Origin of the sequence: Glacieibacterium arshaanense, from assembly GCF_004681125.1 — a bacterium.
GTDB lineage: Bacteria > Pseudomonadota > Alphaproteobacteria > Sphingomonadales > Sphingomonadaceae > Polymorphobacter_A > Polymorphobacter_A arshaanense.
The window spans coordinates 695,807-719,428 of sequence record NZ_SIHO01000001.1; the positions used below are offsets into that span (position 1 = coordinate 695,807).

21 protein-coding genes are annotated in these 23,622 nt (G+C 64.9%); 19 read left to right on the forward strand and 2 right to left on the reverse strand.

Features of this window, described 5'->3' with window-relative positions; translation table 11 throughout:
• Positions 1–155 precede the first annotated feature (155 nt).
• The 9 genes from EUV02_RS03160 to EUV02_RS03200 all read left to right on the forward strand — a co-directional run bounded on the left by EUV02_RS03160 (position 156) and on the right by EUV02_RS03200 (position 10,737).
• Positions 156–1,919, forward strand: coding sequence for a peptide MFS transporter (locus EUV02_RS03160; protein ID WP_135244755.1), 1,764 nt, complete (start codon positions 156–158; stop codon positions 1,917–1,919).
• A 2-nt stretch (positions 1,920–1,921) separates the two neighbouring features.
• Positions 1,922–3,328, forward strand: coding sequence for an amidohydrolase (locus EUV02_RS03165; RefSeq protein WP_424022176.1), 1,407 nt, complete (start codon positions 1,922–1,924; stop codon positions 3,326–3,328).
• Between the two features lie 2 nt (positions 3,329–3,330).
• Positions 3,331–4,635, forward strand: coding sequence for an amidohydrolase family protein (locus tag EUV02_RS03170; RefSeq protein WP_135245354.1), 1,305 nt, complete (start codon positions 3,331–3,333; stop codon positions 4,633–4,635).
• Between the two features lie 4 nt (positions 4,636–4,639).
• Positions 4,640–5,326, forward strand: a complete 687-nt coding sequence (locus tag EUV02_RS03175; RefSeq protein WP_135244757.1) for an NnrU family protein — start codon at positions 4,640–4,642, stop codon at positions 5,324–5,326.
• 34 nt (positions 5,327–5,360) lie between these two features.
• On the forward strand, positions 5,361–6,173 hold the full coding sequence (locus EUV02_RS03180; protein ID WP_135244758.1) for an SDR family oxidoreductase: 813 nt from the start codon (positions 5,361–5,363) through the stop codon (positions 6,171–6,173).
• 207 nt (positions 6,174–6,380) lie between these two features.
• Positions 6,381–7,718, forward strand: coding sequence for a phosphoglucosamine mutase (gene glmM, locus EUV02_RS03185; RefSeq protein WP_135244759.1), 1,338 nt, complete (start codon positions 6,381–6,383; stop codon positions 7,716–7,718).
• 383 nt (positions 7,719–8,101) lie between these two features.
• Positions 8,102–8,896: a bifunctional hydroxymethylpyrimidine kinase/phosphomethylpyrimidine kinase gene (thiD, locus tag EUV02_RS03190; RefSeq protein WP_135244760.1), complete on the forward strand. Its 795-nt coding sequence runs from the start codon at positions 8,102–8,104 to the stop codon at positions 8,894–8,896.
• A complete protein-coding gene (locus EUV02_RS03195; protein WP_135244761.1) occupies positions 8,893–9,480 on the forward strand; it encodes a ribonuclease HII in 588 nt (195 codons plus the stop codon). The genes thiD and EUV02_RS03195 overlap by 4 nt, the downstream gene beginning before the upstream one ends.
• A 180-nt stretch (positions 9,481–9,660) precedes the next feature.
• Positions 9,661–10,737 carry a site-specific DNA-methyltransferase gene (locus EUV02_RS03200; RefSeq protein WP_135244762.1) on the forward strand — a complete coding sequence of 359 codons (1,077 nt, stop codon included), beginning with the start codon at positions 9,661–9,663 and terminating at the stop codon, positions 10,735–10,737.
• A gap of 17 nt (positions 10,738–10,754) precedes the next feature.
• Here EUV02_RS03200 and EUV02_RS03205 read toward each other — a convergent pair whose 3' ends face one another.
• Positions 10,755–10,994 (reverse strand): hypothetical protein, encoded by a 240-nt coding sequence (locus tag EUV02_RS03205; RefSeq protein WP_135244763.1) that lies wholly within the window; start codon positions 10,992–10,994, stop codon positions 10,755–10,757.
• Between the two features lie 139 nt (positions 10,995–11,133).
• Here EUV02_RS03205 and EUV02_RS03210 point away from each other — a divergent pair, with 139 nt between their 5' ends.
• The 10 genes from EUV02_RS03210 (at position 11,134) to EUV02_RS03255 (ending at position 22,164) form a co-directional block, all read left to right on the forward strand.
• On the forward strand, positions 11,134–13,188 hold the full coding sequence (locus tag EUV02_RS03210) for a M13 family metallopeptidase (protein WP_135244764.1): 2,055 nt from the start codon (positions 11,134–11,136) through the stop codon (positions 13,186–13,188).
• A 290-nt stretch (positions 13,189–13,478) separates the two neighbouring features.
• Positions 13,479–14,792 (forward strand): Zn-dependent hydrolase, encoded by a 1,314-nt coding sequence (locus EUV02_RS03215; RefSeq protein WP_207790097.1) that lies wholly within the window; start codon positions 13,479–13,481, stop codon positions 14,790–14,792.
• 85 nt (positions 14,793–14,877) lie between these two features.
• Positions 14,878–15,966 (forward strand): dihydropteroate synthase, encoded by a 1,089-nt coding sequence (folP, locus tag EUV02_RS03220; RefSeq protein ID WP_135244765.1) that lies wholly within the window; start codon positions 14,878–14,880, stop codon positions 15,964–15,966.
• A gap of 167 nt (positions 15,967–16,133) precedes the next feature.
• Entirely contained in the window at positions 16,134–17,465 is a 1,332-nt protein-coding gene (locus tag EUV02_RS03225; RefSeq protein ID WP_135244766.1) for an ABC1 kinase family protein, read from the forward strand.
• A 123-nt stretch (positions 17,466–17,588) separates the two neighbouring features.
• Entirely contained in the window at positions 17,589–17,735 is a 147-nt protein-coding gene (locus EUV02_RS03230) for an aa3-type cytochrome c oxidase subunit IV (RefSeq protein WP_135244767.1), read from the forward strand.
• Between the two features lie 6 nt (positions 17,736–17,741).
• Positions 17,742–18,869 (forward strand): Re/Si-specific NAD(P)(+) transhydrogenase subunit alpha, encoded by a 1,128-nt coding sequence (locus EUV02_RS03235; RefSeq protein WP_135244768.1) that lies wholly within the window; start codon positions 17,742–17,744, stop codon positions 18,867–18,869.
• 10 nt (positions 18,870–18,879) lie between these two features.
• Positions 18,880–19,173 (forward strand): proton-translocating transhydrogenase family protein, encoded by a 294-nt coding sequence (locus tag EUV02_RS03240; protein WP_135244769.1) that lies wholly within the window; start codon positions 18,880–18,882, stop codon positions 19,171–19,173.
• Between the two features lie 44 nt (positions 19,174–19,217).
• Positions 19,218–20,693: an NAD(P)(+) transhydrogenase (Re/Si-specific) subunit beta gene (locus tag EUV02_RS03245; protein ID WP_135244770.1), complete on the forward strand. Its 1,476-nt coding sequence runs from the start codon at positions 19,218–19,220 to the stop codon at positions 20,691–20,693.
• Entirely contained in the window at positions 20,690–21,064 is a 375-nt protein-coding gene (locus EUV02_RS03250) for a cupin domain-containing protein (RefSeq protein WP_135244771.1), read from the forward strand. The genes EUV02_RS03245 and EUV02_RS03250 overlap by 4 nt, the downstream gene beginning before the upstream one ends.
• 191 nt (positions 21,065–21,255) lie before the next feature.
• The gene (locus EUV02_RS03255; RefSeq protein WP_166430478.1) at positions 21,256–22,164 is read left to right on the forward strand and encodes a LysR family transcriptional regulator; all 909 of its coding nucleotides are present in this window, start codon (positions 21,256–21,258) and stop codon (positions 22,162–22,164) included.
• Between the two features lie 163 nt (positions 22,165–22,327).
• Here EUV02_RS03255 and EUV02_RS03260 read toward each other — a convergent pair whose 3' ends face one another.
• Positions 22,328–23,434 carry a choice-of-anchor E domain-containing protein gene (locus EUV02_RS03260; protein WP_166430479.1) on the reverse strand — a complete coding sequence of 369 codons (1,107 nt, stop codon included), beginning with the start codon at positions 23,432–23,434 and terminating at the stop codon, positions 22,328–22,330.
• Positions 23,435–23,622: the final 188 nt, after the last annotated feature.

Consider the following 23,622-nt stretch of genomic DNA (forward strand, 5'->3'; position numbering starts at 1 on the left):
GCGGCTGCGCTAGCATCGCTGCCGGCGCGGCGCCAGTGTTCAACACGGCGCAAAGCCGCCGCGCTGCCCCTTCCTTTCCGCGAAAGCCACGCTAGTGTGTTACCTAACGCGCCCGAGTCAACGTGCGCCGTGTAACGCTTAAAGATAGGGGAATAATGGCAACCAAGGCAGCGGCCGCAGGGGAAACCTGGTTCGGTCATCCGCGCCAATTGGCACGACTGTTCACCACCGAAATGTGGGAACGCTTCGGTTTCTACGGCATGCGGGCGCTGTTGACGCTCTACCTTGCCGACCACTTCCTGTTCAGCGATTCGACGACGAACGGCCTGTATGGCGCCTTCACCTCGCTGGTCTATCTGACGCCGCTGTTCGGCGGGTTGCTGGCCGACCGCTATCTCGGGTCGAAACGCGCGGTGAAGCTCGGCGCGATCCTGATGTCGATCGGCTATCTGACGCTGGCGTTCGGCGGCGATGCTGCCAAACCGTTCGCCACCGTCGGCGGCCAGCGCTACGAAGTCAGTGTCGAAAAGTCCGGCGAGGACAAGAGCCAGTACATCACCATCGGCAGCGAAAAGCTGAAGATCGACGGTCAAGCCGATGGCTCGATCGCGCTCACCCGTGCCGATGGCAGCACCGCGCAGACCGTGGCGGGCAGCGATTTCGTGTCGAGCGCCGAGCGGTCGAACTTCCACGTGCTGCTGATGCTGGCGGCGCTGTCGGTGATCACCGTCGGCAACGGCTTCTTCAAACCCAATATCTCGACGATGGTCGGCTCGCTGTATGCCGATGGCGACCGCCGCCGCGATTCGGGGTTCACGATTTTCTACATGGGCATCAACGTCGGGGCGCTGCTGTCGCAGTTCCTGCTGCCGCTGGTCGCGGTGTATTTCGGCTGGTCGACGGGCTTTGCGCTGGCCGCCGCCGGCATGGCGTTCAGCTGGGTGCTGTTCCAGTTCGATGGCGGCCGGCTGGCAAGCTACGGCAATCCGCCCGAAAGCGCCGGTCCCGACCGCAGCAAGCTCATCTATGTCTGCGCGCTGATTGCCATTCCGGTGGTCTGGCTACTGTTCCGCAACATGATGGAAGGCGCCGATGCCGCCGCCGCCGCCGCCAAGAACGGCAGCGGTTTCCTCGGCTACATCGCCTCGTTGCCGATCCTCGGCAAGTTCCTGTTCTTCACCTTCTTCGCGGCGGTCATCGGCATTCCGGCCTGGGCCTGGCGCACCGGCAGCAAGCAGGAATTCCAGATGATGATGGCGGCGTTCGTGCTGATCGTCTTCAACGTCGTGTTCTGGACGCTGTTCGAACAGGCGGGCAGCTCGCTGACCTTCTTTGCCGACCGCAACACCGACCGCGACCTCGGCTTCTATCTGGTGCCGGCCGGTCAGGTGCAGGTGTTCAATGCGCTGTTCATCGTCGGCCTCGCGCCGGTGTTCGGGGCGCTGTGGCTGTGGCTCGCCAAGCGCAACATGGAACCCGGGATTCCGGTCAAATTCGCTATCGCGCTGATGGGCGCCGGGCTGGGCTTCCTCGTGCTGGTCTATGGCGCGCGCTTTGCCGGTGATGACTTCAAGGTCGGGCTGGGCTGGGTGGCGATGCTCTACCTGATCCAGTCGATGGCCGAATTGTGCATCTCGCCGGTTGGCTTAAGCATGATCACCAAACTGTCGATGGCGCGCATCGTCGCGATGATGATGGGCGTGTGGTTCCTGTCGATTGCCGTCGCGCAATACGTCGCCGGTGTCGTCGCGCAGTTCGCCAGCGTCGAAACCGTCGGCGGCGAGGTCACCAACCTGCAGGTCAGCCTGCAGACCTATGTCGGGGTGTTCAACACCATCGGCTGGATTTCGGTCGGCATCGGCGTGTTGCTGCTCGCCATTTCGCCATTGCTCAAACGCTGGATGCACGGGGTAAATTGATGATGCGCAAGGTCATTCTGGCGAGCTTGCTGCTCACCGCCGCATGCACCACCACAAATGCGCCACCGCCACCGCCGGCGAGCGTGGCTGCCGCACCCGCACCGAAGCCGTTCCCGTCGACGTACAAGGCCTATCCGGGGGTGACCACGGTGATCCGCGGCGCCACCATCTATGACGGCGCCGGCCACCGCATCGATAACGGCCAGATCCGCCTCGAAAACGGCAAGGTCGCCGAAATCGGCACGACGGTCAGCGTGCCGGCGGGGGCGACGGTCATCGAGGCCAATGGTCGCTACGTCACGCCGGGCATCATCGACATCCACAGCCACCTCGGCGTCTACCCGAGCCCCGGCGTCGACGCCAACAGCGACGGCAACGAGGCGACCGCCCCGGCGCGTCCCGAAGTCTGGTCGGAACATTCGATCTGGCCGCAGGACCCCGGCTTCACACGGGCGTTGGCGGGTGGCGTGACCAGCCTGCACATTCTGCCGGGTTCGGCGAACCTGTTCGGCGGTCGCGGCGTGACGGTCAAGAACGTGCTCGGCCGCACCGCGCAGGACATGAAGTTCCCCGATGCGCCGATGAGCCTGAAGATGGCGTGCGGCGAAAACCCCAAGCGCGTTTACGGTAGCCGCAACCAGATGCCGTCGACGCGGATGGGCAACATCGCTGTCGACCGCCAGACTTGGGCCGATGCCACCGCCTACAAGCGGCGCTGGGATGACTATAACAAGCGCGTCGCGGCGGGCACCGCCAAGCCGAGTGATATGCCGCGCCGCGAGCTCGGCAACGAGACGCTGATGGGCGTCTTGAACGGCGAAATCCTCGTTCAGAACCACTGCTACCGCGCCGACGAAATGGCCAACACGATCGCGATGTCGAACGAGTTCGGCTACAAGGTCACGACGTTCCACCACGCCGTCGAGGCATACAAGATCGCCGACCTGCTCAAGGCCAACGGCATCTGTTCGGCGATGTGGGCCGACTGGTGGGGCTTCAAGATGGAAAGCTATGACGGCATCCGCGAGAATGTCGCGCTGGTGCAGAACGCCGGGGCCTGCGCCATCGTCCATTCGGATGACGCCAACGGCATCCAGCGCCTCAACCAGGAAGCCGCCAAGGCGGCCGCCGCCGGCAAGCGTGCCGGCATCAACATCCCGCCCGAAGTCATCTGGGAATGGGTGTCGCTCAATCCCGCCAAGGGGCTCGGCATCGCCGACAAGACCGGCAGCCTCGAGGTCGGCAAGATGGCCGATGTCGTGCTGTGGAACGGCGATCCGCTGAGCGTCTATTCGCGGCCCGAAAAGGTCTGGATCGACGGTGCGGTGATGTTCGATACCAGCGATCCCAAACGTCGCCCGATGACCGACTTCGAGCTCGGCCAGCCCGGCATGGGAGATGTGAAGTGAAACTGTTCCGCACCGCCGCCGCCGTCGCGGCCTTGCTTGTCGCCGCAGCACCGCTAAGCGCCGAAACCATCGCCATCACCGGTGGCCGCGTCGCCACCGTCGCCAACCCCGAACCGCTCGACGGCGCCACTGTCGTCATCCGCGACGGCCGCATTGTCGCGGTCGGCAAGGGTGTCGCGGTGCCCGCGGGCGCGCGCGTCATTGATGCGACGGGCAAATGGGTGACGCCGGGGCTGATTGCCGGCAACTCGATGCTCGGGCTGTACGAAGTCGATGCCGTCGATGAAACCAACGATACCGAAGCGCGCAAGTCGCCGTGGTCGGCCGCTATCGACGTGTCGTCGGGGCTCAACGCCCGCGCCACGCCGGTCTCGGTGGCACGCCTCGGCGGCGTGACGCGCGCCGCGGTGCAACCCGATACCGGCAACAGCATTTTCGGCGGGCAAGGCGCGCTGATCACGCTCGCTGCGGGCGAGGATATCCTGCTGCGGCCGCGCGCCTTCCAGTTCATCGAACTGGGCGAAGACGGCGCGCGCAAGGCTGGCGGCTCGCGCCCGGCGGCGTGGCTTGAACTGCGCAACGCGCTGCAGGAAGCCGAGCGTTATGCCCGCAACCCCGCCGCCTATACCGACGGCCGCGACCGCGAGGCGCTGGTGACGCGGCTCGATGCGGCGGCGCTGGTTTCGGTGGTCGATGGCCGCGTGCCGTTGATGGTGCATGTCGAACGCGCCAGCGACATTCTGAACGTGCTGCGGCTGCCGAAGGAGTTCCCCAAGGTCCGCCTGATCCTGCTCGGAGCGCGTGAAGGCTGGACGGTCGCCGACCAGATCGCCGCCGCCAAGGTGCCGGTCATCACCATGGCGCTGATGGATCTGCCCGATGCGTTTGAAACGCTGGCGTCGACTCGGTCGAACGCCGGGCGGCTGGTCGCCGCTGGCGTGCTCGTCGGGCTCGGCATGACAACCGATGGCACCGGCAACCAGCCGCGCAACCTGCCGCAACAGGCGGGCAATGCCGTCGCGCAGGGGCGGCTACCCGGCGCCGTCGGGCTGACCCCGGCGCAGGCACTCGCGGCGATGACGCGCAGCAACGCGCGCATCTTCGGTATGGACGATGTCGGGACGCTCGAGGCCGGCAAGGCCGCCGATGTCGTGGTGTGGGACGGTGACCCGCTCGAACTGTCGTCGGCGCCGACGTCGGTGATCATCGGCGGCGTCGTCCAGCCGACGGTATCGCGGCAGACGATGTTGCGCGACCGCTATCTCAACCTGCAGCACGACCAGCTGCCTTTGGCCTATCCGAGGTGATGCCATGCCTGAACTCGCACTTGCGCTGATTGCGTTTGTCGGCAGCCACGAACTGCTGTCGCACGTGTTGCGAAAGCCGTTGGTGGCCAAACTCGGCGAGGCCGGGTTCGCCGCGCTTTATTCGGTGGTGGCCGCAGCGACGTTGTTCTGGGCAGTCAACGCCTGGCAGCGCGCCGAGCCGGCGCAGCTGTGGACGGCGCCGCTGTGGATGTGGAGCGTCGGTTCGATCGTCATGCTGATCGCCGCCATATTGTTCGTCGGGTCGATGACCTCGCCCAATCCGGCGCTGCCGGGGCGCGGGGCTGCCGCCAACGCCGCACCGCGCGGGGTATTGCGCATCACCCGCCACCCGATGATGTGGGCGTTCGGGCTGTGGGCGGCGGTGCACGCGACGCTGTCGGGCGACAAGGCGACCATCCTGTTCTGCTTCGGTATCGGATTCCTGGCGCTGTTCGGCGCGTCGATGCAGGACCGCAAGAAGCGCGGCCAGCTCGGCGCGGCCTGGGCAGCGCATGAAGCCAGCACCAGCTATCTGCCGTTCGGCGCGCAGTTCGGCGGGCGCGCGTCATGGTCGAGCATCAACCCCGGGCTGGTGGCGACGCTCGGCGGCATCGTGCTGTGGCTGGCCGCAACCTGGGCGCATCCGATGATGGGCGCGCCGGTGGTCGGCATCTGGAGCATGATCGGTTAAAGCCCGACACGCATTAGTTCCTGGGGAGTTGAACATGGACGTAGCCGGTAAAACGGTCTGGATTACCGGTGCCTCGTCGGGCATCGGCGCGGCGCTGGCGACGGCGTGCGCGCGCGCCGGGGCGAAGCTGGTGCTGTCCGGGCGGCGCGCCGACGCGCTGGCCGAAGTCGCCGGCCGCTGTCAGGCGCAGGCGCTGGTGCTGCCGTTCGAAACCACCGACCTCGACGCGCTGCCCGGCATCGTCGCGCAGGCGGAAGGCTGGAGCGGCGGCATCGACATTCTGGTCAACAACGCCGGCATCTCGCAGCGTAGCCTGGCGCGCGACACCAGCTTCGACGTCTATCGCAACATCATGGAAGTCGATTATTTCGCGCCGCTGCGGCTGACGCAACTCGTGCTGCCCGGCATGCGCGCCCGCGGCTCGGGGGCGTTTGTCGCCATCTCCAGCCTCGCCGGCAAGTTCGGCTCGCCGCTGCGTACCGGCTATTGCTCGGCGAAGTTCGCGCTGATCGGCTATTTCGATGCGCTGCGCGCCGAAACCGCACACGAGGGCATCGAGGTATTCGTCGTCACCCCCGGCTTCGTCAAAACCTCGATCGCGGCCAACGCGCTCACCGCCGACGGCAGCGTCCGTGGCCGTTCGGACGACAATATCGAAGCCGGCATCACCGCCGACGAAGCCGCGCAGCAAATCCTCGACGGCATGGCCGCCGGCCGCCGCGAAATCCCCGTCGGCCGCGGACCCGAAATGGCGATGCTCGACCTGCTGCGCGCCGACCCCGACAAGATCTTCGACATGATGGCAGCGCAGGGCAAGACGATTGCGACGGCGGAGAAGTTGCCCTGAGGGGGAAGGTCTAACAGCCTCCGGCGGGCAGGGCCTTGGCCCTGCACCCGATAATTGTGCCGGCGCCGCTTTCGCCACTGCTGCTTATGGAGAACCGACCAAATGTTTGGGTGCAGGGCCAAGGCCCTGCCCGCCGGAGGCCCTTTATCTCTTCCCGTCACCCCGCCAACCGCGATATGACAGCGGCGCATTTCAGACAGGCACGCCATGACTCGCAAATATTTCGGCACTGACGGTATCCGCGGGCTGACCAACACGCCGCCGATGACGGCCGAGGTAGCGATGAAGGTTGGCCAGGCGGCGGGGCAGAAGTTCCTGCGCGGGTCGCACAAGCATCGCGTTGTGATTGGCAAGGACACGCGGCTGTCGGGTTACATGATGGAATCGGCGCTGACCGCGGGGTTTACCTCGGTGGGGATGGATGTCGTACAGGTCGGGCCGATGCCGACGCCGGCGGTGGCGATGCTGACGCGGTCGATGCGCGCTGATTTGGGCGTGATGATTTCGGCGAGCCACAACCCGTTTCACGACAATGGCATCAAGCTGTTCGGGCCCGACGGCTACAAGCTGTCCGACGATGACGAGCGCGAGATCGAGGCGTTGTTGGGCACTGACATTGCATTGGCGGCCCCGGCGGCGATCGGCCGGGCGCGGCGCATCGATGACGCGCAGGGCCGCTACATCCATTTCGCCAAGTCGACGTTTCCCGAGGCCCTGCGGCTTGATGGTTTGAAGGTCGTGCTCGATTGCGCGCATGGTGCGGCCTACAAGGTCGCGCCGGAGGCGCTTTGGGAGCTGGGCGCCGAAGTCATTGCCATTGGCGTTTCGCCTGACGGCTTCAACATCAACGACCAGATCGGCTCGACCCACCCGGCGGCGCTGCAGGCGAAGGTTGTGGAGACCGGTGCGGCGATTGGCATCGCGCTCGACGGTGACGCCGATCGGCTGATTGTCGTCGACGAGAAGGGCAAGATCATCGACGGCGACCAACTGATGGCACTGATCACCCAGCGCTGGCAGCAGGATGGCCGGCTGCGCGGCGGCGGGCTGGTGGCGACGGTGATGTCGAACCTCGGGCTCGAACGCTTCCTGAAGGGCATCGGGCTGGAATTGTTCCGCGCGCAGGTCGGCGACCGCTATGTGCTGGAAATGATGCGCGCGCGCGGCCTCAACGTCGGCGGCGAGCAGTCGGGGCACATCATCCTCAGCGACTATGCGACGACCGGCGACGGGCTGGTTGCGGCGCTGCAGGTGTTGAGCGTGCTGGTCGCGACCGGCAAGCCGGCGTCGGAGGTACTGCACCTGTTCGACACGCTGCCGCAGCTGCTCAAGAATGTGCGTTTTGCCGGTGGGGCGCCGCTGGAGGCCGCTTCGGTCAAGGCGGCGATTGCCGCGGGCGAAGCGCGCTTGAACGGCACCGGCCGGCTGCTCATCCGCAAGTCGGGCACCGAGCCGCTGATCCGCGTCATGGCGGAGGGCGAGGACATTGGCGTCGTCACCGAAGTCGTCGACGAGATTTGCGCGGCGGTGCAGGACTCAAAATGATTGAAATAATGGCAAGCAAAAGATTTAGAACTGCCGGATGGGTACTTCTATGGATCTCAGCAGTAACCGCATTTTTTGGTTTCACGCCAGGCCTTGTTATGTGGATATATGGTTGCGATTCAATCAACGCAGGTGGTACTGCGACGTGTTTGTCCGGAGGTGCCCAAATTGAATTGATGATAATGTCCATGATAGGAGTGCTCATGTTTCCGGCACTATACTTATTCCCTCTATCATTGGGTGTTTTTGTTATAAATTATGTGGCTAAGCGACGTTTAAGCGCCAATATTGAAGAGGATAGTGAGTGGAAATAGTATTTTGATACTGCGCAATGAGTCATATCGAATTATTGCACGGTTGACCGTTCAGTCTCGGGCTTGCGAATGACCGTAAATACACGCGTCCTTATCGTCGCCGGCTCGGACTCGGGCGGCGGCGCCGGCATCCAGGCCGATATCAAGACGGTGACGATGCTCGGCGGCTATGCGGCCACCGCGGTCACCGCGATTACTGTGCAGAATACGCTTGGCGTCAGCGCCATCGTGCCCATCGCGCCCGACGTGGTCGCGGCGCAGATGCGCGCGGTGCTCGATGATATCGGCGCCGACATCGTCAAGATCGGCATGTTGGGTGATGCCGCGGTGATTGCGACCGTCGCCGAGGTGCTGCGCGACGCGCGGCTGCCGGTGGTGCTCGACCCCGTCATGGTCGCCAAGGGCGGCGCGGCGCTGCTCGAAGATGATGCGGTCGAGGCGATGCTGCGGTTGCTGGTGCCGCTGGCGACGGTGGTGACGCCGAACACCCCCGAACTCGCGGCGCTGGCGGGCAGCGATATCGAGGACGAGGGCGATGTCGTGCTGGCCGCACAGGAGCTGCTCGACCTTGGTGCGGGCGCGGTGCTGGCCAAGGGCGCGCACATGGACGGCGCGGAGATTGCCGACTGGCTGGTGACGCCGTCGCTGCAGACGCGCTTTGTGTCGGCGCGCATCGACACGGTGCACACGCACGGCACCGGCTGCACGCTGGCGTCGGCGCTGGCGACTTTGCTGGGGCAGGGCGTGGCATTGCCCGAAGCGGTCGAACGCGCCCGCGACTATGTCCAGGCGGCGATCCGCGCGGCACCGGGGTTCGGCGCCGGTCACGGGCCGCTGGGGCACAACTGGGCGCTGGCGCGCTGAAACCCGATTTCGCGCATGAAGCGGCGCTCGGCGGCCGCGTCGCCGGGGTCGACGAGGCCGGGCGTGGGCCGTGGGCGGGGCCGGTGGTCGCCGCGGCCGTAGTGCTCGATCCGGCGCGGATTCCGCCGGGGCTCAACGATTCGAAGCAGCTTTCGGCGGCGCGGCGTGCAGCGTTGTTCGATGAGATCTTGGCAGTCGCCGCCGTCGGTATCGGTATCGTCGAGGTCGCCGAAATCGACCGCATCAACATCCTGCAGGCGACGTTCGCAGCGATGACGCGCGCGGTGGCGCCGCTCGACCCGGACCATGTGCTGGTCGACGGCAACCGCGCGCCGCGCTGGTATTATGCGACGCAGACGGTGGTCGGCGGTGACGGGCGCTGCCTGTCGATCGCGGCGGCCAGCATCATCGCCAAGGTGACCCGCGACCGCATCATGGAGGCGCTTGCCGCCGATTTCCCCGGCTATGGCTGGGCGGCGAACAAGGGCTATGGCACGCCCGAGCACAGCGCAGGTCTCGACCGGCTCGGCGTGACGATCCACCACCGCCGCAGCTATGCGCCGATCGCCAAACGAATAGTCTGAAGGCTGAGTCTTTTGAGTCACACCACTAGGGGTGGTGGGTTCGCGCAGCGACAAGACTCAATGTCTAGCGATTTCGCGCTTGGAATCAGCTATTCGCGCTAAATGACTGAAGTGTGACGCTATTGACGCGCGACTCGCGACGAATCACGGATAGCCCAACCAAGTTTCAGGGGCTGCACGATGATCAAATTGAAGACCGACCGCGTCATTCTGGGCGACTGCATCGAAGCGATGAACGCATTGCCGGCAAAGTCTGTCGACCTGATTTTCGCTGATCCGCCGTACAATCTGCAGCTGGCGCAGGATCTGTATCGCCCCGAAGGCAGCCGCGTCGATGCGGTCAACGATGACTGGGACAAGTTCGACACCTTCGCGACCTATGACGCCTTCACCCGCGCGTGGCTGAAGGCCGCGCACCGCGTCCTGAAGGACGACGGCACGATCTGGACGATCGGCAGCTATCACAACATCTTCCGCGTCGGCACCGCATTGCAGGATCTGGGCTTCTGGGTGCTGAACGACATCATCTGGCGCAAGGCCAACCCGATGCCCAATTTCAAGGGCACGCGCTTCACCAACGCGCATGAAACGCTGATCTGGTGTTCGAAGTCCGAAGATGCGCGCTATCACTTCAACTACACCGCAATGAAGGCCTTGAACGAAGACCTGCAGATGCGGTCGGACTGGGTGCTGCCGATCTGCACCGGCAACGAGCGCATCAAGATCGACGGCATCAAGGCGCACCCGACGCAAAAGCCTGAATCTTTGCTCTATCGCGTGCTGCTGGCGTGCACCAAGCCCGGCGACATCGTGCTCGACCCGTTCTTCGGCACCGGCACGACGGGCGCGGTGGCAAAGCTGCTCGGCCGCCACTGGATCGGCATCGAGCGCGAGGAAAAATACGCACGCGTCGCCGAAAAGCGCATCGCCGAGCTGCTGCCGCTGTCGGGCGGCGCGATGGCCGTTACCGCAAGTGCGCGCGCGCAACCACGGGTTGCGTTCGGCGCCTTGGTCGAAAACGGCATGATCCGCCCCGGCACCGAACTCGTCGACCATGCGCGGCGCTTCCGCGCCCGCGTCCAGGCCGACGGCTCGCTCAACATGGGCGAGACGGTGGGGTCGATTCATCAGATTGGCGCGGCGGCGCAAAAGGCCCCGGCGTGCAACGGCTGGACGTTCTGGCATGTCGAACAGGCCGGCAAGCTGGTGCCGATCGACACGATGCGCGCCGCCTATCGGCAGGCGGCGGCGCTCTGACCGGAGATAGCTGAAGGCTAAGCTGCCAGCGCGGCGAATATATAGACGCCGAAGCCGGCGCCCGCGCAGGCCAGCACCCACGCTGCGGCGATGAAATGCGCGACGCGGAAGCCCGTGCTGCCCTGCCATTCCAGCGGGACGCGCGGGTCGGGCATGGCGCCGGTCAACGGCGCGACAGCGGCCAGCGCGTCGGCGATACGGTGCGGTGGCACCCAGATCTGCGGCACGAAATCGCGCTGGTTTTGTGGAATGTTCACGAAACTTCCCCCGTTCAGCCTGTCCCCGTCACGGCCCCCGCAAAGTGCCCGACGGCACTGTTACGACTTGATGACAACACTGGCGTCCGCCGTGTTGAATCTCTAATACGGCACGCAGCCCTTTAGCTTGAGGATTCCCATGTCGAAATTTCTACTGTTGACCGCGTCGATGCTGGCGCTTGCCGCGCCTGCCTATGCCGCTGCACCTGCCACCACGACCGCCGCACCGGCCGGCAAGCCGATGTACGGGACCTTCGGTTTCGATACCACGGGCATGGACAAGTCAGTGCTGCCGGGCAACAATTTCGCCGAATATGTCAACGGCACCTATGAAAAGGAGCTGGTAATTCCCGCTGACCGCGCGAGCTATGGCATGTTCAACAAGCTGCGCGATCTGAGCCAGGAGCGCACGCGCACGGTGATTGAAACCGCTTCCAAGACCAATGCCGCGCCGGGGAGCGAGGCGCAAAAGGTCGGCGATTTCTATGCCAGCTTCATGGACGCGACCGCGATCAACGCCAAGGGTGCGGCGCCGGTCAAGCCGGCGCTCGACGCTATCGCTGCAATCCAGACTCCGGCGCAGCTTTCAACCGCGCTCGGCAAGGCCAATCGCGTCGGCATCGAAACGCCGTTTGGTGTCGGTGTGCTGCAGGACCTCAAGAACCCCGACCGGATGGCGGCGTATATGGGGCAGGGCGGTCTGGGGATGCCCGACCGCGACTATTACCTCGATGTCAAATTCCTCGAGACGCGCGACAAATACCGCAAGCATGTTGCCAACATGCTGCGGCTGGGCGGTATCGCCGGCGCTGACGCCGAAAAGCGCGCCGATGCCATCGTCGATCTGGAAACCAAGCTCGCCAAGGTGCAATGGACCAAGGTCGAGGAGCGTCAGGTCGACAAGGCCTATAATCCGGTCAAGCTGTCGGCGATTGCCGCGGCCTATCCCGGCGTCGACTGGCCGGCGCTGCTCGGCGCCGCCGGGCTTGGTGCTGTCCCTGAAATCATCGTGACAACGCCGAGCGCCATCGCCGGATCGGCGAAGTTGATGAAGACCGAGCCGCTGGCGGTGTGGAAGGACTACCTGGCGTTCCATACGCTCAAGAATGCCGCGCCGATGTTGTCGGATGCCATCGCCGCCGAAAACTTCGCGTTTGACGGAACGGTGCTCAACGGCACCCCCGAAGACCAGCCGCGCTGGAAGCGCGGGGTCGACATGACGACCAATGCGCTGGGCGAAGCGGTCGGCAAGCTTTACGTCGCCGACTATTTCCCGCCCGCATCAAAGGCGGCCGCCGACGCGTTGGTCAAGAACATCATTACGTCGATGGATGCGCGGCTGGCGGCGCTGACCTGGATGGACCCGGCGACCAAGGTGCAGGCACGTGCCAAGCTCGCCGCGTTCACGCCGAAGATCGGCTACCCCGACAAATGGCGCGACTATAGCAAGCTGGACGTCGTGCGCGGCGACGCGTTGGGCAACTATCTGCGTGCGCAGGAATTCGAGACGCAGCATGATCTCGACAAGCTCGGCAAGCCGATCGACCGCAGCGAATGGGGCATGACGCCGATGACGGTGAACGCCTATGCCAATCCGCTGTGGAATGAAATCGTCTTCCCGGCGGCAATCCTGCAGCCGCCGTTCTTCGATCCCAATGCCGACGCGGCGGTCAACTACGGCGGCATCGGCGCGGTCATCGGGCATGAAATCAGCCATCATTTCGATGACCAGGGCCGCAAGTTCGACAAGCATGGTGCGCTCGCCGACTGGTGGACGCCGCAGGATGTCGAGCGCTTCAAGAAGCTGACCGATCAGGTCGTCAAGCAATACGCCCAGTACGAACCGATCAAGGGCACGCACGTCAACGGCGAGCTGACGCTGGGCGAGAACATGGCCGATCTGGCCGGCATCACGGTCGCCTATGACGCATACAAGCGTTCGCTCGGCGGCAAGCCGGCGCCGGTTATCGACGGCTACACGGGCGACCAGCGCTTCTTCCTCGGCTTCGGCCAGGTCTGGCGCCAGAAGTACCGTGAGCCGTCGTTGATGAAGCAGTTGACCACCAACCCGCACACGCCGGGCAACTGGCGCCCGCAAGTCGTGCGCAATATTGACGCCTGGTATCCGGCGTTCGGGGTGAAGCCCGGTGAAGCGCTGTATCTGACGCCGGAGGAGCGCGCGCGGGTTTGGTGAGGCCCAGCCGGCGACGCACAACGTCGAATTTGCCCTTCGCGAATTCGGCGTTGTGCGTCGACTCGGCGCAGCGCCCGGCCGGCGGGGCAGCGGCCAAACGCCGCTGAACCCGTCCGACGGCGTGGCTTCGCCACGTTCTGCCTACCTGCCTGTTTTACCTTCCGACCCAGCCGCAATCCCCACGCCCGACCGGCGCGGCTTGGCCGCGACGCCCCACGGCCCGCCAAACCAATTGCAGTTGACCACCGCCACGCCGCAGCCCATCCTCAACCAAACAGGGGGGCCTGCCAATGACCACCGATATCAACCGCCGCACGATGCTCGCCGCTGCTGCTGCAGTCCCGCTCGCCGTCGCTGCAACGGGCGCGGCACCCGCCGTCCGTGTCAATGGCCCGCGCCTCGAAACGACACTCGAACAACTCAGCACCTTCGGTCGACCGCCCGGCACCGGCTTTGAAGGCGGGGTCAACCGTACCGCCTATTCGGATGCCGACATTGCCGGCCGTGCCTATGTCATGGGGCTGATGCGCGACGCCGGCCTGAACCCGGTGATCGACCCCGCGGGCAACATTATTGGCCGCCGTGCCGGGACGAAATCCGGCCTCAAGCCGATCATCATCGGGTCGCACATCGACTCGGTGCGGGCGGGCGGCAACTTCGACGGTGATCTCGGCTCGATGGGGGCGCTCGAAGTGTTGCGGACGCTCGACGACCACGGCCTCAAGACCCGCCATCCGGTCGAAATGGCGATCTGGTCGAACGAGGAGGGCGGCACCTGCGGCAGCACGGCGTTTGCCGGCAAAACCGCCCCTGGCGCGCTCGACAACACCTACTACGGTATCACGTTGCGCGACGGGTTGAAGCGCATTGGTGGCGACCCCGACCGGCTGGCCGAAGCGGCGCGTGCGCCAGGGTCAATACACACCTATCTCGAGCTGCATATCGAACAGGGCGGCATCCTCGCCAAGGCCGGAATCCCCATCGGCGTGGTCGACGGTATCGTCGCGATCGACCGTTATGACGTGGAGATCAAGGGCTTTGCCAATCACGCCGGCACGACACCGATGGCCGGCCGGCACAATGCGCTGATTGCGGCATCGCAGCTGGTGCTGGCCGTCGATACAGTGGTCAAGACCGAGCCCGGCCGGCAAGTGGGGACTGTCGGGCAACTCGCGGTGTTTCCCAATGCCCCCAACGTTATCCCCGGGCGCGTGACGCTGACCGTCGAACTGCGCGACCTGTCCGAGGCCAAGGTCGCGGCGCTGGGGCAGGCTGTGCAGGCGCGGGCGCGCGAAATTGCCACTGCGACCGGCACTGAAATCGTGTTCCACCCGACCGAACAGGTCCGCGCGGCGCTCGCCAATCCGGCGGTGCAAGCCAAGATCGAGGCGGCGGCCAAGCAGCTTGGGCTGGCCTACATGCACTTGCCGAGCGGGGCGGGGCATGACGCGCAGTTGCTCGCCTTTCTGGGGCCGATGGGCATGATCTTTGTTCCGTCGGTCGCCGGCATCAGCCATTCGCCCAAGGAACTGACCGCGTGGAGCGACTGCGCCAATGGCGCGAATGTGTTGCTGCAGACCCTGCTGGCGGTCGATGCGGGCTAGGCGGCGTCAATTTCCCGGCAAAGTGCGTGCGTCAGCCAACCGAATAGCCGGTTGAAAGCCCGCGGTTTTGCTGTGCAATAGCGCGATGAAACTCGAACGATTGTCGACGGGCGCGAAGCTTTACTTGCGCCCCATCGGACTGGGCAGCGGCTTGCCGCTGGCGGGTGGCCGCGCGCGGTTTGCCGCGGTCGAACTCAGCGTGCGGCAGGTTGATGTGGTCGAAATCGTCGGCACGTTCGCGGTCGAAGACGCGGCCAACGTCGTGGCGCGGCTGCCCGCAGTACTGGCGGCACGTTTCGACACCCTATGGACACGGCTGACCACGCCACGCGCGGCGCTGGCGCTGCCGACCGGCGCGCTCGACCTGGCGACGCCGCAGGTGATGGGCATCCTCAACGTCACCCCCGACAGCTTTTCGGACGGTGGCCGCCATGACGACCCCGCCAAGGCCGTTGCCGCCGCTCAGGCGATGGTCGCGGCCGGCGCGGCGCTGGTCGATATCGGTGGAGAATCGACCCGGCCACGCGCGCCGCATGTGCCACTCGATGTCGAACTGGCTCGCGTCGGGCCAGTACTCGACGGGCTGCAAGGGCAGGGGATGCCGCTTTCCATCGACACGCGGCAATCGGCGGTGATGGCGCGCGCACTGGCGGCGGGGGCGGGGCTGGTCAACGATGTTTCGGCACTCGCGCATGACCCGCAGACGCTGCCGCTGGTCGCAGCCGCCGGCTGCCCCGTCGTGCTGATGCATGCGCAAGGCACGCCGCAGCACATGCAGGATGCACCGCAGTACGACAATTGCCTGCGCGACGTCTTCGACTGGCTCGAAGCGCGCATCGATGCCGTCGCTGCCGGCGGCGTCGCCCGCGACCGCATCATCGTCGATCCCGGCATCGGCTTCGGCAAGACCATCGCCCACAACCTCGAACTCATCGCAGGCATCGGCATGCTCCACGGCCTCGGCTGCCCGATCCTGCTCGGCGTCAGCCGCAAGAAACTCATCGGTGTCATCGACGGCGACGTCGAGGCGCACGACCGCCTCGGCGGCAGCCTGACGCTGGCGCTCGCCGGCCTAGACCAGGGCGTGCAGCTGCTGCGTGTGCATGATGTGCCGGCGACGATGCAGGCGGTCAGGGTTTGGCAGGCATTAAGAGCCTCCGGCGGGCAGGCCTGAGGCCTGCACCCATATGTTGGCCGCGGTCTAACCGAACCGACGGCAATTGGTGCACGCGTCGCAAGTAATCGGGTGCAGGGCCAAGGCCCTGCCCGCCGGAGGCTCTTAAACCCCTGCGACATGCCGCACGCTGGCAAATCGCGCCGGCACCCCGTATCAGCACCGCCATGGCGGAAAACAACAGTATCGGCGGCCGGTTGGCGCGCTACGCGAATGTCGGCGGCACGGGCCTGGCACTGGCCGGGCGGCTGGGTGCGGCGCGGGTGTTTGGCGGGCCGCTGGATAACGCGGCGGCGGCAGTGCAGCTACGCGAGGCGCTGGGTGGGCTGAAGGGCCCGGTGATGAAGATCGCGCAGATATTGTCGTCGATTCCCGATGCGGTGCCGCCCGAGTTCGCGGCCGAGCTGGCGCAGTTGCAATCGAACGCGCCGGCGATGGGCTGGCCGTTCGTCAAGCGCCGGATGAAGGCCGAGCTGGGCGCCGACTGGGAGGGAAAATACGCCGAATTCGGCCATGAAGCGGTGGCAGCGGCGTCGCTGGGGCAGGTGCATCGCGCGCGGCTGCACGACGGGCGATTGGTGGCGGCGAAGCTGCAATACCCTGACATGGCTTCGGCGGTGGAGGCCGATCTGGCGCAGCTCGACCTGCTGTTTTCGATTTACCGGCGCATCGACAAGTCGATCGACACCGGCGAAATCCGTCATGAAATGGCCGACCGGCTGCGCGAGGAGCTGGATTACGCGCGCGAGGCCAAGCATATCTCGCTTTATCACGACATTCTGGCTACCCACAGCGATGTGCATGTGCCCGAGGTCGTGGCGGAATTGTCGACGGCGCGGCTGCTGACGATGGGCTGGCTCGACGGCCGCCCGATGCTGAGTTTCAAGGACGCCGGCGCCGACGTGCGTAACACCATTGCCGCGACGATGTTCCGCGCCTGGTATGCGCCGCTGCACCGCCACGGCATCATCCACGGCGACCCGCATCTCGGCAATTATTCGGTGCGCGAGGATTTGAGCGTCAACCTGCTCGACTATGGCTGCGTGCGGGTGTTCCCGCCGCGCTTCATCGGCGGCGTCGTTGATCTCTACCGCGCCATCCAGTCGGGCGACGAGGAACTGGCGGTCGATGCCTTTGAGCGCTGGGGTTTCAAGGGGTTGAGCCGCGACATCATCGATACGTTGCTGATCTGGGCGAAGTTCCTGTACGGCCCGCTGCTCGATGACCGGGTGCGGCTGATCGATGCCAGCGGCAGCCCCGGCGAATATGGCCGCGCCACCGCGCAGAAGGTCCACCGCCAGCTCAAGGCGCAGGGCTCGGTCACCATCCCGCGCGAGTTCGTGTTCATGGACCGCGCCACCATCGGCGTCGGCGGGGTGTTCCTGCACCTGCGCGCCGAACTCAACTGGTGCCGGATGTTCAACGAGATGATCGAGGGCTTTGACGAGGCGAAACTCGCCGCCGACCAGCGCGCCGCGCTCGAACTGGCCGGCCTGTAGCGCAGCCTTCGCCAAGTTTTGCTGCGCTGCAGCGTAGTATAATGTCGTGCAAGAGTGCTTCACAGCCGCGCGCTGCCTGCCTATGAAGGCGGTTCAATCGCGAGCTATGGGGATTCTTCAGCGATGAGCGAAGTTTTTGAATCGAACGACAAGCAGGTCAAGGCGCACGTCGAAACCTACAAGGGCATGCTGGCGCTGTTCAAATATGGCACGGTGTTCTGCGTGCTCGTGCTGCTGGGCATGCTGATCTTCCTCGTGCCGCACGGTTAATTGACCATGCAAATCGGTGTGTTGCGTGAAACGGCTGATGCGGAGCGCCGCGTCGCCGCCACGCCCGAAACGGTCAAGAAGCTGATCGGGCTGGGCGCCAGCGTTGCGGTCGAATCCGGCGCGGGTGCGGGCGCGAACATTTCGGATGCGGCGTTCAGCGAAGCCGGCGCGACCGTCACCGACCGCAAGGCAGTGGTTAGTGGCAGCGAGCTGCTGTTTGCGGTCCAGGGCCCCGACGCCAAGGATCTGAAGGGGGCCAAGGCCGGCGCGACGCTCGCCGCCATTCTGGCGCCGTTCGCCGACCGCGCACGCATCGACGGCTATGCCAAGGCCGGGCTGACGACGCTGGCGATGGAGTTCATGCCGCGCATCACCCGCGCGCAATCGATGGACGTGCTGTCGTCGCAGTCGAACCTCGCGGGCTACAAGTCGGTGATCGACGCTGCCGAAAGCTATGGCCGGGCGTTTCCGATGATGATGACCGCTGCCGGCACGATTTCGGCGGCACGGGTGTTCGTCATGGGTGTCGGTGTTGCCGGCTTGCAGGCGATCGCCACCGCGCGGCGGCTGGGCGCACTGGTTTCGGCGACCGACGTGCGCGCCGCGACCAAGGAGCAGATTGAATCGCTCGGCGCCAAGGCGATTTTCGTCGAGAACGTCAAGGGCATCGAGGGCGAGGGCACCGGCGGCTATGCCACCGAAATGTCGGACGAATACAAGGCGGCGCAGGCGGCTCTGGTCAGCAGCCATATCGCCAGGCAGGACATCGTCATCACCACCGCGCTGATTCCGGGGCGTCCGGCACCGCGGCTGATTACCGATGCGCAGATCGCCAGCATGAAGCCGGGGTCGGTGATCGTCGATCTGGCGGTCGAAAGCGGCGGCAATGTCGAAGGTGCGGTCGCCGGCCAGTCGGTCATCGTCCACGGCGTCACCATCATCGGCCACAAGAACGTGCCGAGCCGGTTGGCGGCGGACGCATCGGCGCTGTACGCGCGCAACCTGTTCAACTTCATCAACGCGTTCTGGGACAAGGACGCCAAGGCCCCGGCGTTCGCGGCGGATGACGAGATTGTGAAGGGCGTCAAGCTGACCGAGGGTGGCGCCGTCGTCCACGAACGACTGGCGAATTAGGAGCGAAATCATGGATTTCATGTCGATCTTGTCCATCTTCGTGATGGCGTGTTTCGTCGGCTATTATGTCGTGTGGAGTGTCACACCGGCGTTGCATACGCCGCTGATGGCGGTGACCAACGCGATTTCGAGCGTCATCATTGTCGGCGCGCTGATCGCGTCTTCGGCAGCGGCTGGGGGGTCGGCGACGTCGAAGTGGCTCGGGCTGGTGGCGGTGGCGCTCGCCAGCGTCAACATCTTCGGCGGCTTCGCGGTCACGCAGCGCATGCTCGCGATGTACAAGAAAAAAGACAAGAAGGCCTGAGCGGGCCGAACGCCATGAGTGCACGCGTTTAGGGGACGACGAAGATGGAACACGCCGCCGCAGCCACGCCCGCCTGGGTGATGCTCGCCTATCTGATTTCGGGTGTCCTGTTCATCCTGTCGCTGCGCGGACTGTCGTCGCCGGTGACCAGCCAGCAGGGCAACCGCTTCGGCATGATCGGCATGGCGATTGCCGTGGTGACGACGCTGCTGACGCATGAAGTCGCGTCGCTGCCCGAAATCGTCGGCGCGATTGCCATCGGTGGCGGCTTCGGCTGGTTCGTCGCCAAGCGCATCAAGATGACCGACATGCCGCAGCTGGTGGCGGCGTTCCACTCGCTCGTCGGCCTTGCGGCGGTGCTCGTCGGCGTCGCGGCGTATCTCAATCCCGGTGCGTTCGGCATTGCCGATGCATTCGGCAACATCTTCCCGGTCAGCCGCATCGAGCTCAGCCTCGGCGTCGCCATCGGCGCGATTACCTTCTCGGGCTCAGTCATCGCGTTCCTGAAGTTGAACGGCAACATGAGCGGCGCGCCGATTTTGCTGCCGTTCCGCCATGTCATCAACTTGAGCGTGCTCGCCGGCATCATCGTGCTGATCGGCGCATTCGTGCTGCACCAGAACCCGACGGCGATTGTCGCGGCAGACGGTGACCTATGGGCCGTCAGCATGAACACCGGCGGCTGGATGTTCTGGGCGATCGTGCTGCTCAGCTTCGCCATCGGTTTCCTGCTGATCATCCCGATCGGCGGTGCCGACATGCCCGTCGTCGTATCGATGCTCAACAGCTATTCGGGCTGGGCGGCGGCGGCGATGGGCTTCACGCTGCAGAACACCGCGATGATCATCACCGGAGCGCTGGTGGGGTCGTCGGGCGCCATCCTGTCGTACATCATGTGCAAGGCGATGAACCGCAGCTTCATCAGCGTCATCGCCGGCGGCTTCGGTGCCGATACCGGTGCGGCCGCCAAGGGCAGCGGCGTCGAGCGCGCCTACAAGCGCGGCTCGGCCGACGATGCGGCGTTCGTCATGAAGAACGCCGAAAGCGTCATCATCGTACCGGGCTACGGCATGGCGGTCAGCCAGGCGCAGCACGCGCTGCGCGAGATGGGCGACCTGCTCAAGAAGGAAGGCGTCAGCGTCAAATACGCCATCCATCCCGTCGCCGGCCGCATGCCGGGGCACATGAACGTGCTGCTGGCGGAAGCCAATGTGCCGTATGACGAGGTCTTCGAACTCGAGGACATCAACGGCGAGTTCGCGCAGGCCGATGTGGCGTTCGTCATCGGCGCCAACGACGTCACCAATCCGGCTGCAAAGACCGACAAGACCTCGCCGATCTACGGTATGCCGGTGCTCGACGTGGAGAAGGCCAAGACAGTGCTGTTCGTCAAGCGCAGCATGGGCGGGGCAGGGTACGCCGGTGTCGACAACGAAGTCTTCTACATGGACAACACGATGATGCTGCTGTCCGACGCCAAGAAGATGGTCGACGATATCGTCAAGGCTTTGGGCCATTGATTCGCGCCGCAACGCTGGCGCTGCTGTTGGCAGCGCCCGCGACTGCGGCTGAACCATCGCTGCCAAGTGCGTTCGATGCCGGCTGGCACGGCCAGAAGGTCTGCGAACTGCTGTTTGACAACGCCCAGATGCGCGCGGCGCGCTGCACTTTTCCGCCCGGTGTCGGCCATGAACGACATTTCCACGCGCCGCACTGGGGCTATATCGTGCAGGGTGCGACAATGCGCATCACCACCGCTACGGGCACGACCGACCGCGTGCTCAAGGCCGGCGAAAGCTGGTGGAGCGACGGCATCGACTGGCATGAGGGCGTCAACATCGGCACCGAGACCGGCGTTTATATCATTGTCGAGCCGAAGACGGCGCGTTAAGCTCCCGTCAGGCCGAGGTTAACTTTCGCCATCGAAACAGGGCATTTTCGGCGCGGCGATTTGGCGCAGGGGCCTGAATAACAACCAAAATGGCGCAAAGCTCGTTTTGTCTGTGGAACGACAGTCCGGATATTGATACAACCGTAACTATCGGCGGTTTGTGCGCCGATAGTTTTTGTGTGGAGATTCAGGTGCCGCTGCGTCGGAATATCGACATTGATTTGCTGCGGACTTTCGTCTCCATCGTCGAGACAGGCAGTTTCACGCGCACTGCCGAACGCATGCTGCGGACCCAGTCCGCGGTCAGCCTGCAGGTCAAGCGGCTCGAAGATGCGCTCGGCATCTCGCTGTTCGAACGCGGCAGCAAGCCGGTGCGGATCAGCGCCGATGGCGAAATGCTGCTGGTGCATGCCCGGCGCGTGCTCGCCGCCAATGACGCGATGGTCGCGCAGATGCTCGAACCTGAAGTGCGCGGCGTGGTCCGCATCGGCGTCAGCGATCATTTTTCGGCGCTGCACCTGACCGGGCTCGCGGCGCGTTTCGTGCGCGCCTATCCGCAGGTGTCGTTGCAGATCACCTGCGACGTCGAAAGCGTGCTGGCGTCGAAGTTTGCCGACGGTGAATTTGACCTGATGTTCGGCCAATCGATTGCATCGCCGCGGCGCGCGTCGCCGGCGAAGGACGGGGTGACGCGGCTCTGGCACGAACCGATGGTGTGGTTCGGCCGTGATGCGCTGACCACCAGGGACAAGGCATCAATTCCGCTGGTGGTGCCACCGGCCGGCAGTACCGAACGTTCAGCCGCGACCAAGACACTCGATGGCCATGGCCGGCCCTGGCACATCAGCTATGCCAGCACCTCGACATTGGGGCTGCATCCGGCGGTTGCCGCCGGGCTCGGCGTGGCGGCATTGCCGCGGTCGGCGGTGGACAATGGCACCGGCAATCATGGTGGCATCCGCGTGCTCGATGCTGACAGCGGCCTGCCGCCGCTGCCCGATGTCGAAGTGATGCTGCACCGCGGCGGCGGCGCCGGCGTTGCCGCGCAGCGCATGGGTGACTTCATCACCGCCGCGCTGGTCGGCAAGGAGACCCCCTGAAACCTGCGGCCGGCTGACGCGCGCCGCGCGGTCCCGACCCTTGATCATCGCCATCGCATTTGGGCACCGCGAAGCTGTGCCGGTTTGCTGGACGTGCGCTGCACACAGCAAAACGGCTGGCCCTGTTTCCAGGGCCAGCCGCCTGCGTGTCCGTGCCTAGGGCTTAGGCAGCAACGGACATGCGCGCACGGCGGCGGCGCTGACCGAAACCGGTCAGGCCAAAGCCCGCAACGAGCAACGCCCAGACCTGCGGCTCGGGCACCGAAGTGACCGGCGGCGGCGGCGGTGCGAGCACGTTGCCGATGGTGTTGACCTTGAGCTGGTACGTCTTGGCACCGATGCTGCCGGCCGGTGCATAGTCCGCCAGGTCGAGCGTAAAGGTGTCGGTGCTCGCACCAAGCACCGTCGGCAGGAACGTCATCGCGAAGCTCGACGACGCGCCGCCAACGAGGTCGCTGAAGTTCGCCAGCGTCGTCGTGAAGTCGGCGTTGTTGTTCGAACGCGCGATCGAATTGAGGCTGACACCGGCGCTGTTGGCGTTGCCGATATTGAAGATCGAGAAGTTGAGCGTTATCGGGCCGCTGCCGGTGATGAGCGAACCGAAGTCGAGGTCGATCGAGCTGACGTTGGTCAGGCCGTCGAACGACGGGTTGGCGAAGTTCAGATAGTCATAGGTGATGCTGTAGATGTTGTTCGCCGGCGTCACGCCACCGAAAGTGAACAGGCCGTCAGCGGTACCCGACTTGCCCTTGGTGCCGAGGGTGACCTTGGTGCTGCCGGCTGCCGACTGGGTGAAGGTGACGTTGCCGGTACCGGCATACGACGCAAGGTTGGCCAGCGGCACCGTCGCCGAGCTGTTGATCGAGCCCGACGTGGTGGCGGTCTGGTTGCTGGGCGACTGCTTGCAGTTGTTGCCCGAGCAGCCCTTGTTCGCCGTCAGCGTGCTCGACGTGAAGCTCACGCCGCCGCCTGCAACGGTGCCGGCCAGTGCGGCTTCGGCAGCGACCGTGCGGCCGTTGCCGCTGTCTTCGACGTCGCCGGTGACGCGGATCGTCGTCGAGACGGCCGTGTTCACCAGCACCGACGCACCGGTGAGAATGCCGTTGGCGGTGTTGTACTGTGCGACATTGACGCTGTTGGCGTTGGTCGGCGCCGTCGTGGTCGACTTCTTGCCGTTCGCGTCCTTGGCGGTCGCGGTCTGCATGCCGGTCGACGACTGCGTTGCGTTCGTCGTGGCCGTGATCTGCAGCGGGGTGGCTGCCATTGCCATGGCGTTGATGGAAACGGTAGCTATCAACGCCGCTGCTATTTTGAATGAAGTGTTCATAATTGGTGTCCCTCTCGGAAAAATATTCCGCGTTTCGCTAAGCACACGTCGTGCCAAAATGGGGTATGCTCAGCGGATCGTACATTTATGGTGTAGATTCATTGACTTGAGGCAATGGTCCGGACTCATTT

Coding starts and splice junctions, on each gene's coding strand:
- EUV02_RS03180 (WP_135244758.1), top strand. CDS start 5,361: ATGGACGTAGCCGGTAAAACGGTCTGGATTACCGGTGCCTCGTCGGGC.
- glmM (WP_135244759.1), top strand. CDS start 6,381: ATGACTCGCAAATATTTCGGCACTGACGGTATCCGCGGGCTGACCAAC.
- EUV02_RS03245 (WP_135244770.1), top strand. CDS start 19,218: ATGGAACACGCCGCCGCAGCCACGCCCGCCTGGGTGATGCTCGCCTAT.
- folP (WP_135244765.1), top strand. CDS start 14,878: ATGAAACTCGAACGATTGTCGACGGGCGCGAAGCTTTACTTGCGCCCC.
- EUV02_RS03210 (WP_135244764.1), top strand. CDS start 11,134: ATGTCGAAATTTCTACTGTTGACCGCGTCGATGCTGGCGCTTGCCGCG.
- EUV02_RS03165 (WP_424022176.1), top strand. CDS start 1,922: ATGCGCAAGGTCATTCTGGCGAGCTTGCTGCTCACCGCCGCATGCACC.
- EUV02_RS03230 (WP_135244767.1), top strand. CDS start 17,589: ATGAGCGAAGTTTTTGAATCGAACGACAAGCAGGTCAAGGCGCACGTC.
- EUV02_RS03260 (WP_166430479.1), bottom strand. CDS start 23,434: ATGGCAATGGCAGCCACCCCGCTGCAGATCACGGCCACGACGAACGCA.
- EUV02_RS03240 (WP_135244769.1), top strand. CDS start 18,880: ATGGATTTCATGTCGATCTTGTCCATCTTCGTGATGGCGTGTTTCGTC.
- EUV02_RS03235 (WP_135244768.1), top strand. CDS start 17,742: ATGCAAATCGGTGTGTTGCGTGAAACGGCTGATGCGGAGCGCCGCGTC.
- EUV02_RS03215 (WP_207790097.1), top strand. CDS start 13,479: ATGACCACCGATATCAACCGCCGCACGATGCTCGCCGCTGCTGCTGCA.
- EUV02_RS03225 (WP_135244766.1), top strand. CDS start 16,134: ATGGCGGAAAACAACAGTATCGGCGGCCGGTTGGCGCGCTACGCGAAT.
- EUV02_RS03160 (WP_135244755.1), top strand. CDS start 156: ATGGCAACCAAGGCAGCGGCCGCAGGGGAAACCTGGTTCGGTCATCCG.
- EUV02_RS03200 (WP_135244762.1), top strand. CDS start 9,661: ATGATCAAATTGAAGACCGACCGCGTCATTCTGGGCGACTGCATCGAA.
- thiD (WP_135244760.1), top strand. CDS start 8,102: ATGACCGTAAATACACGCGTCCTTATCGTCGCCGGCTCGGACTCGGGC.
- EUV02_RS03175 (WP_135244757.1), top strand. CDS start 4,640: ATGCCTGAACTCGCACTTGCGCTGATTGCGTTTGTCGGCAGCCACGAA.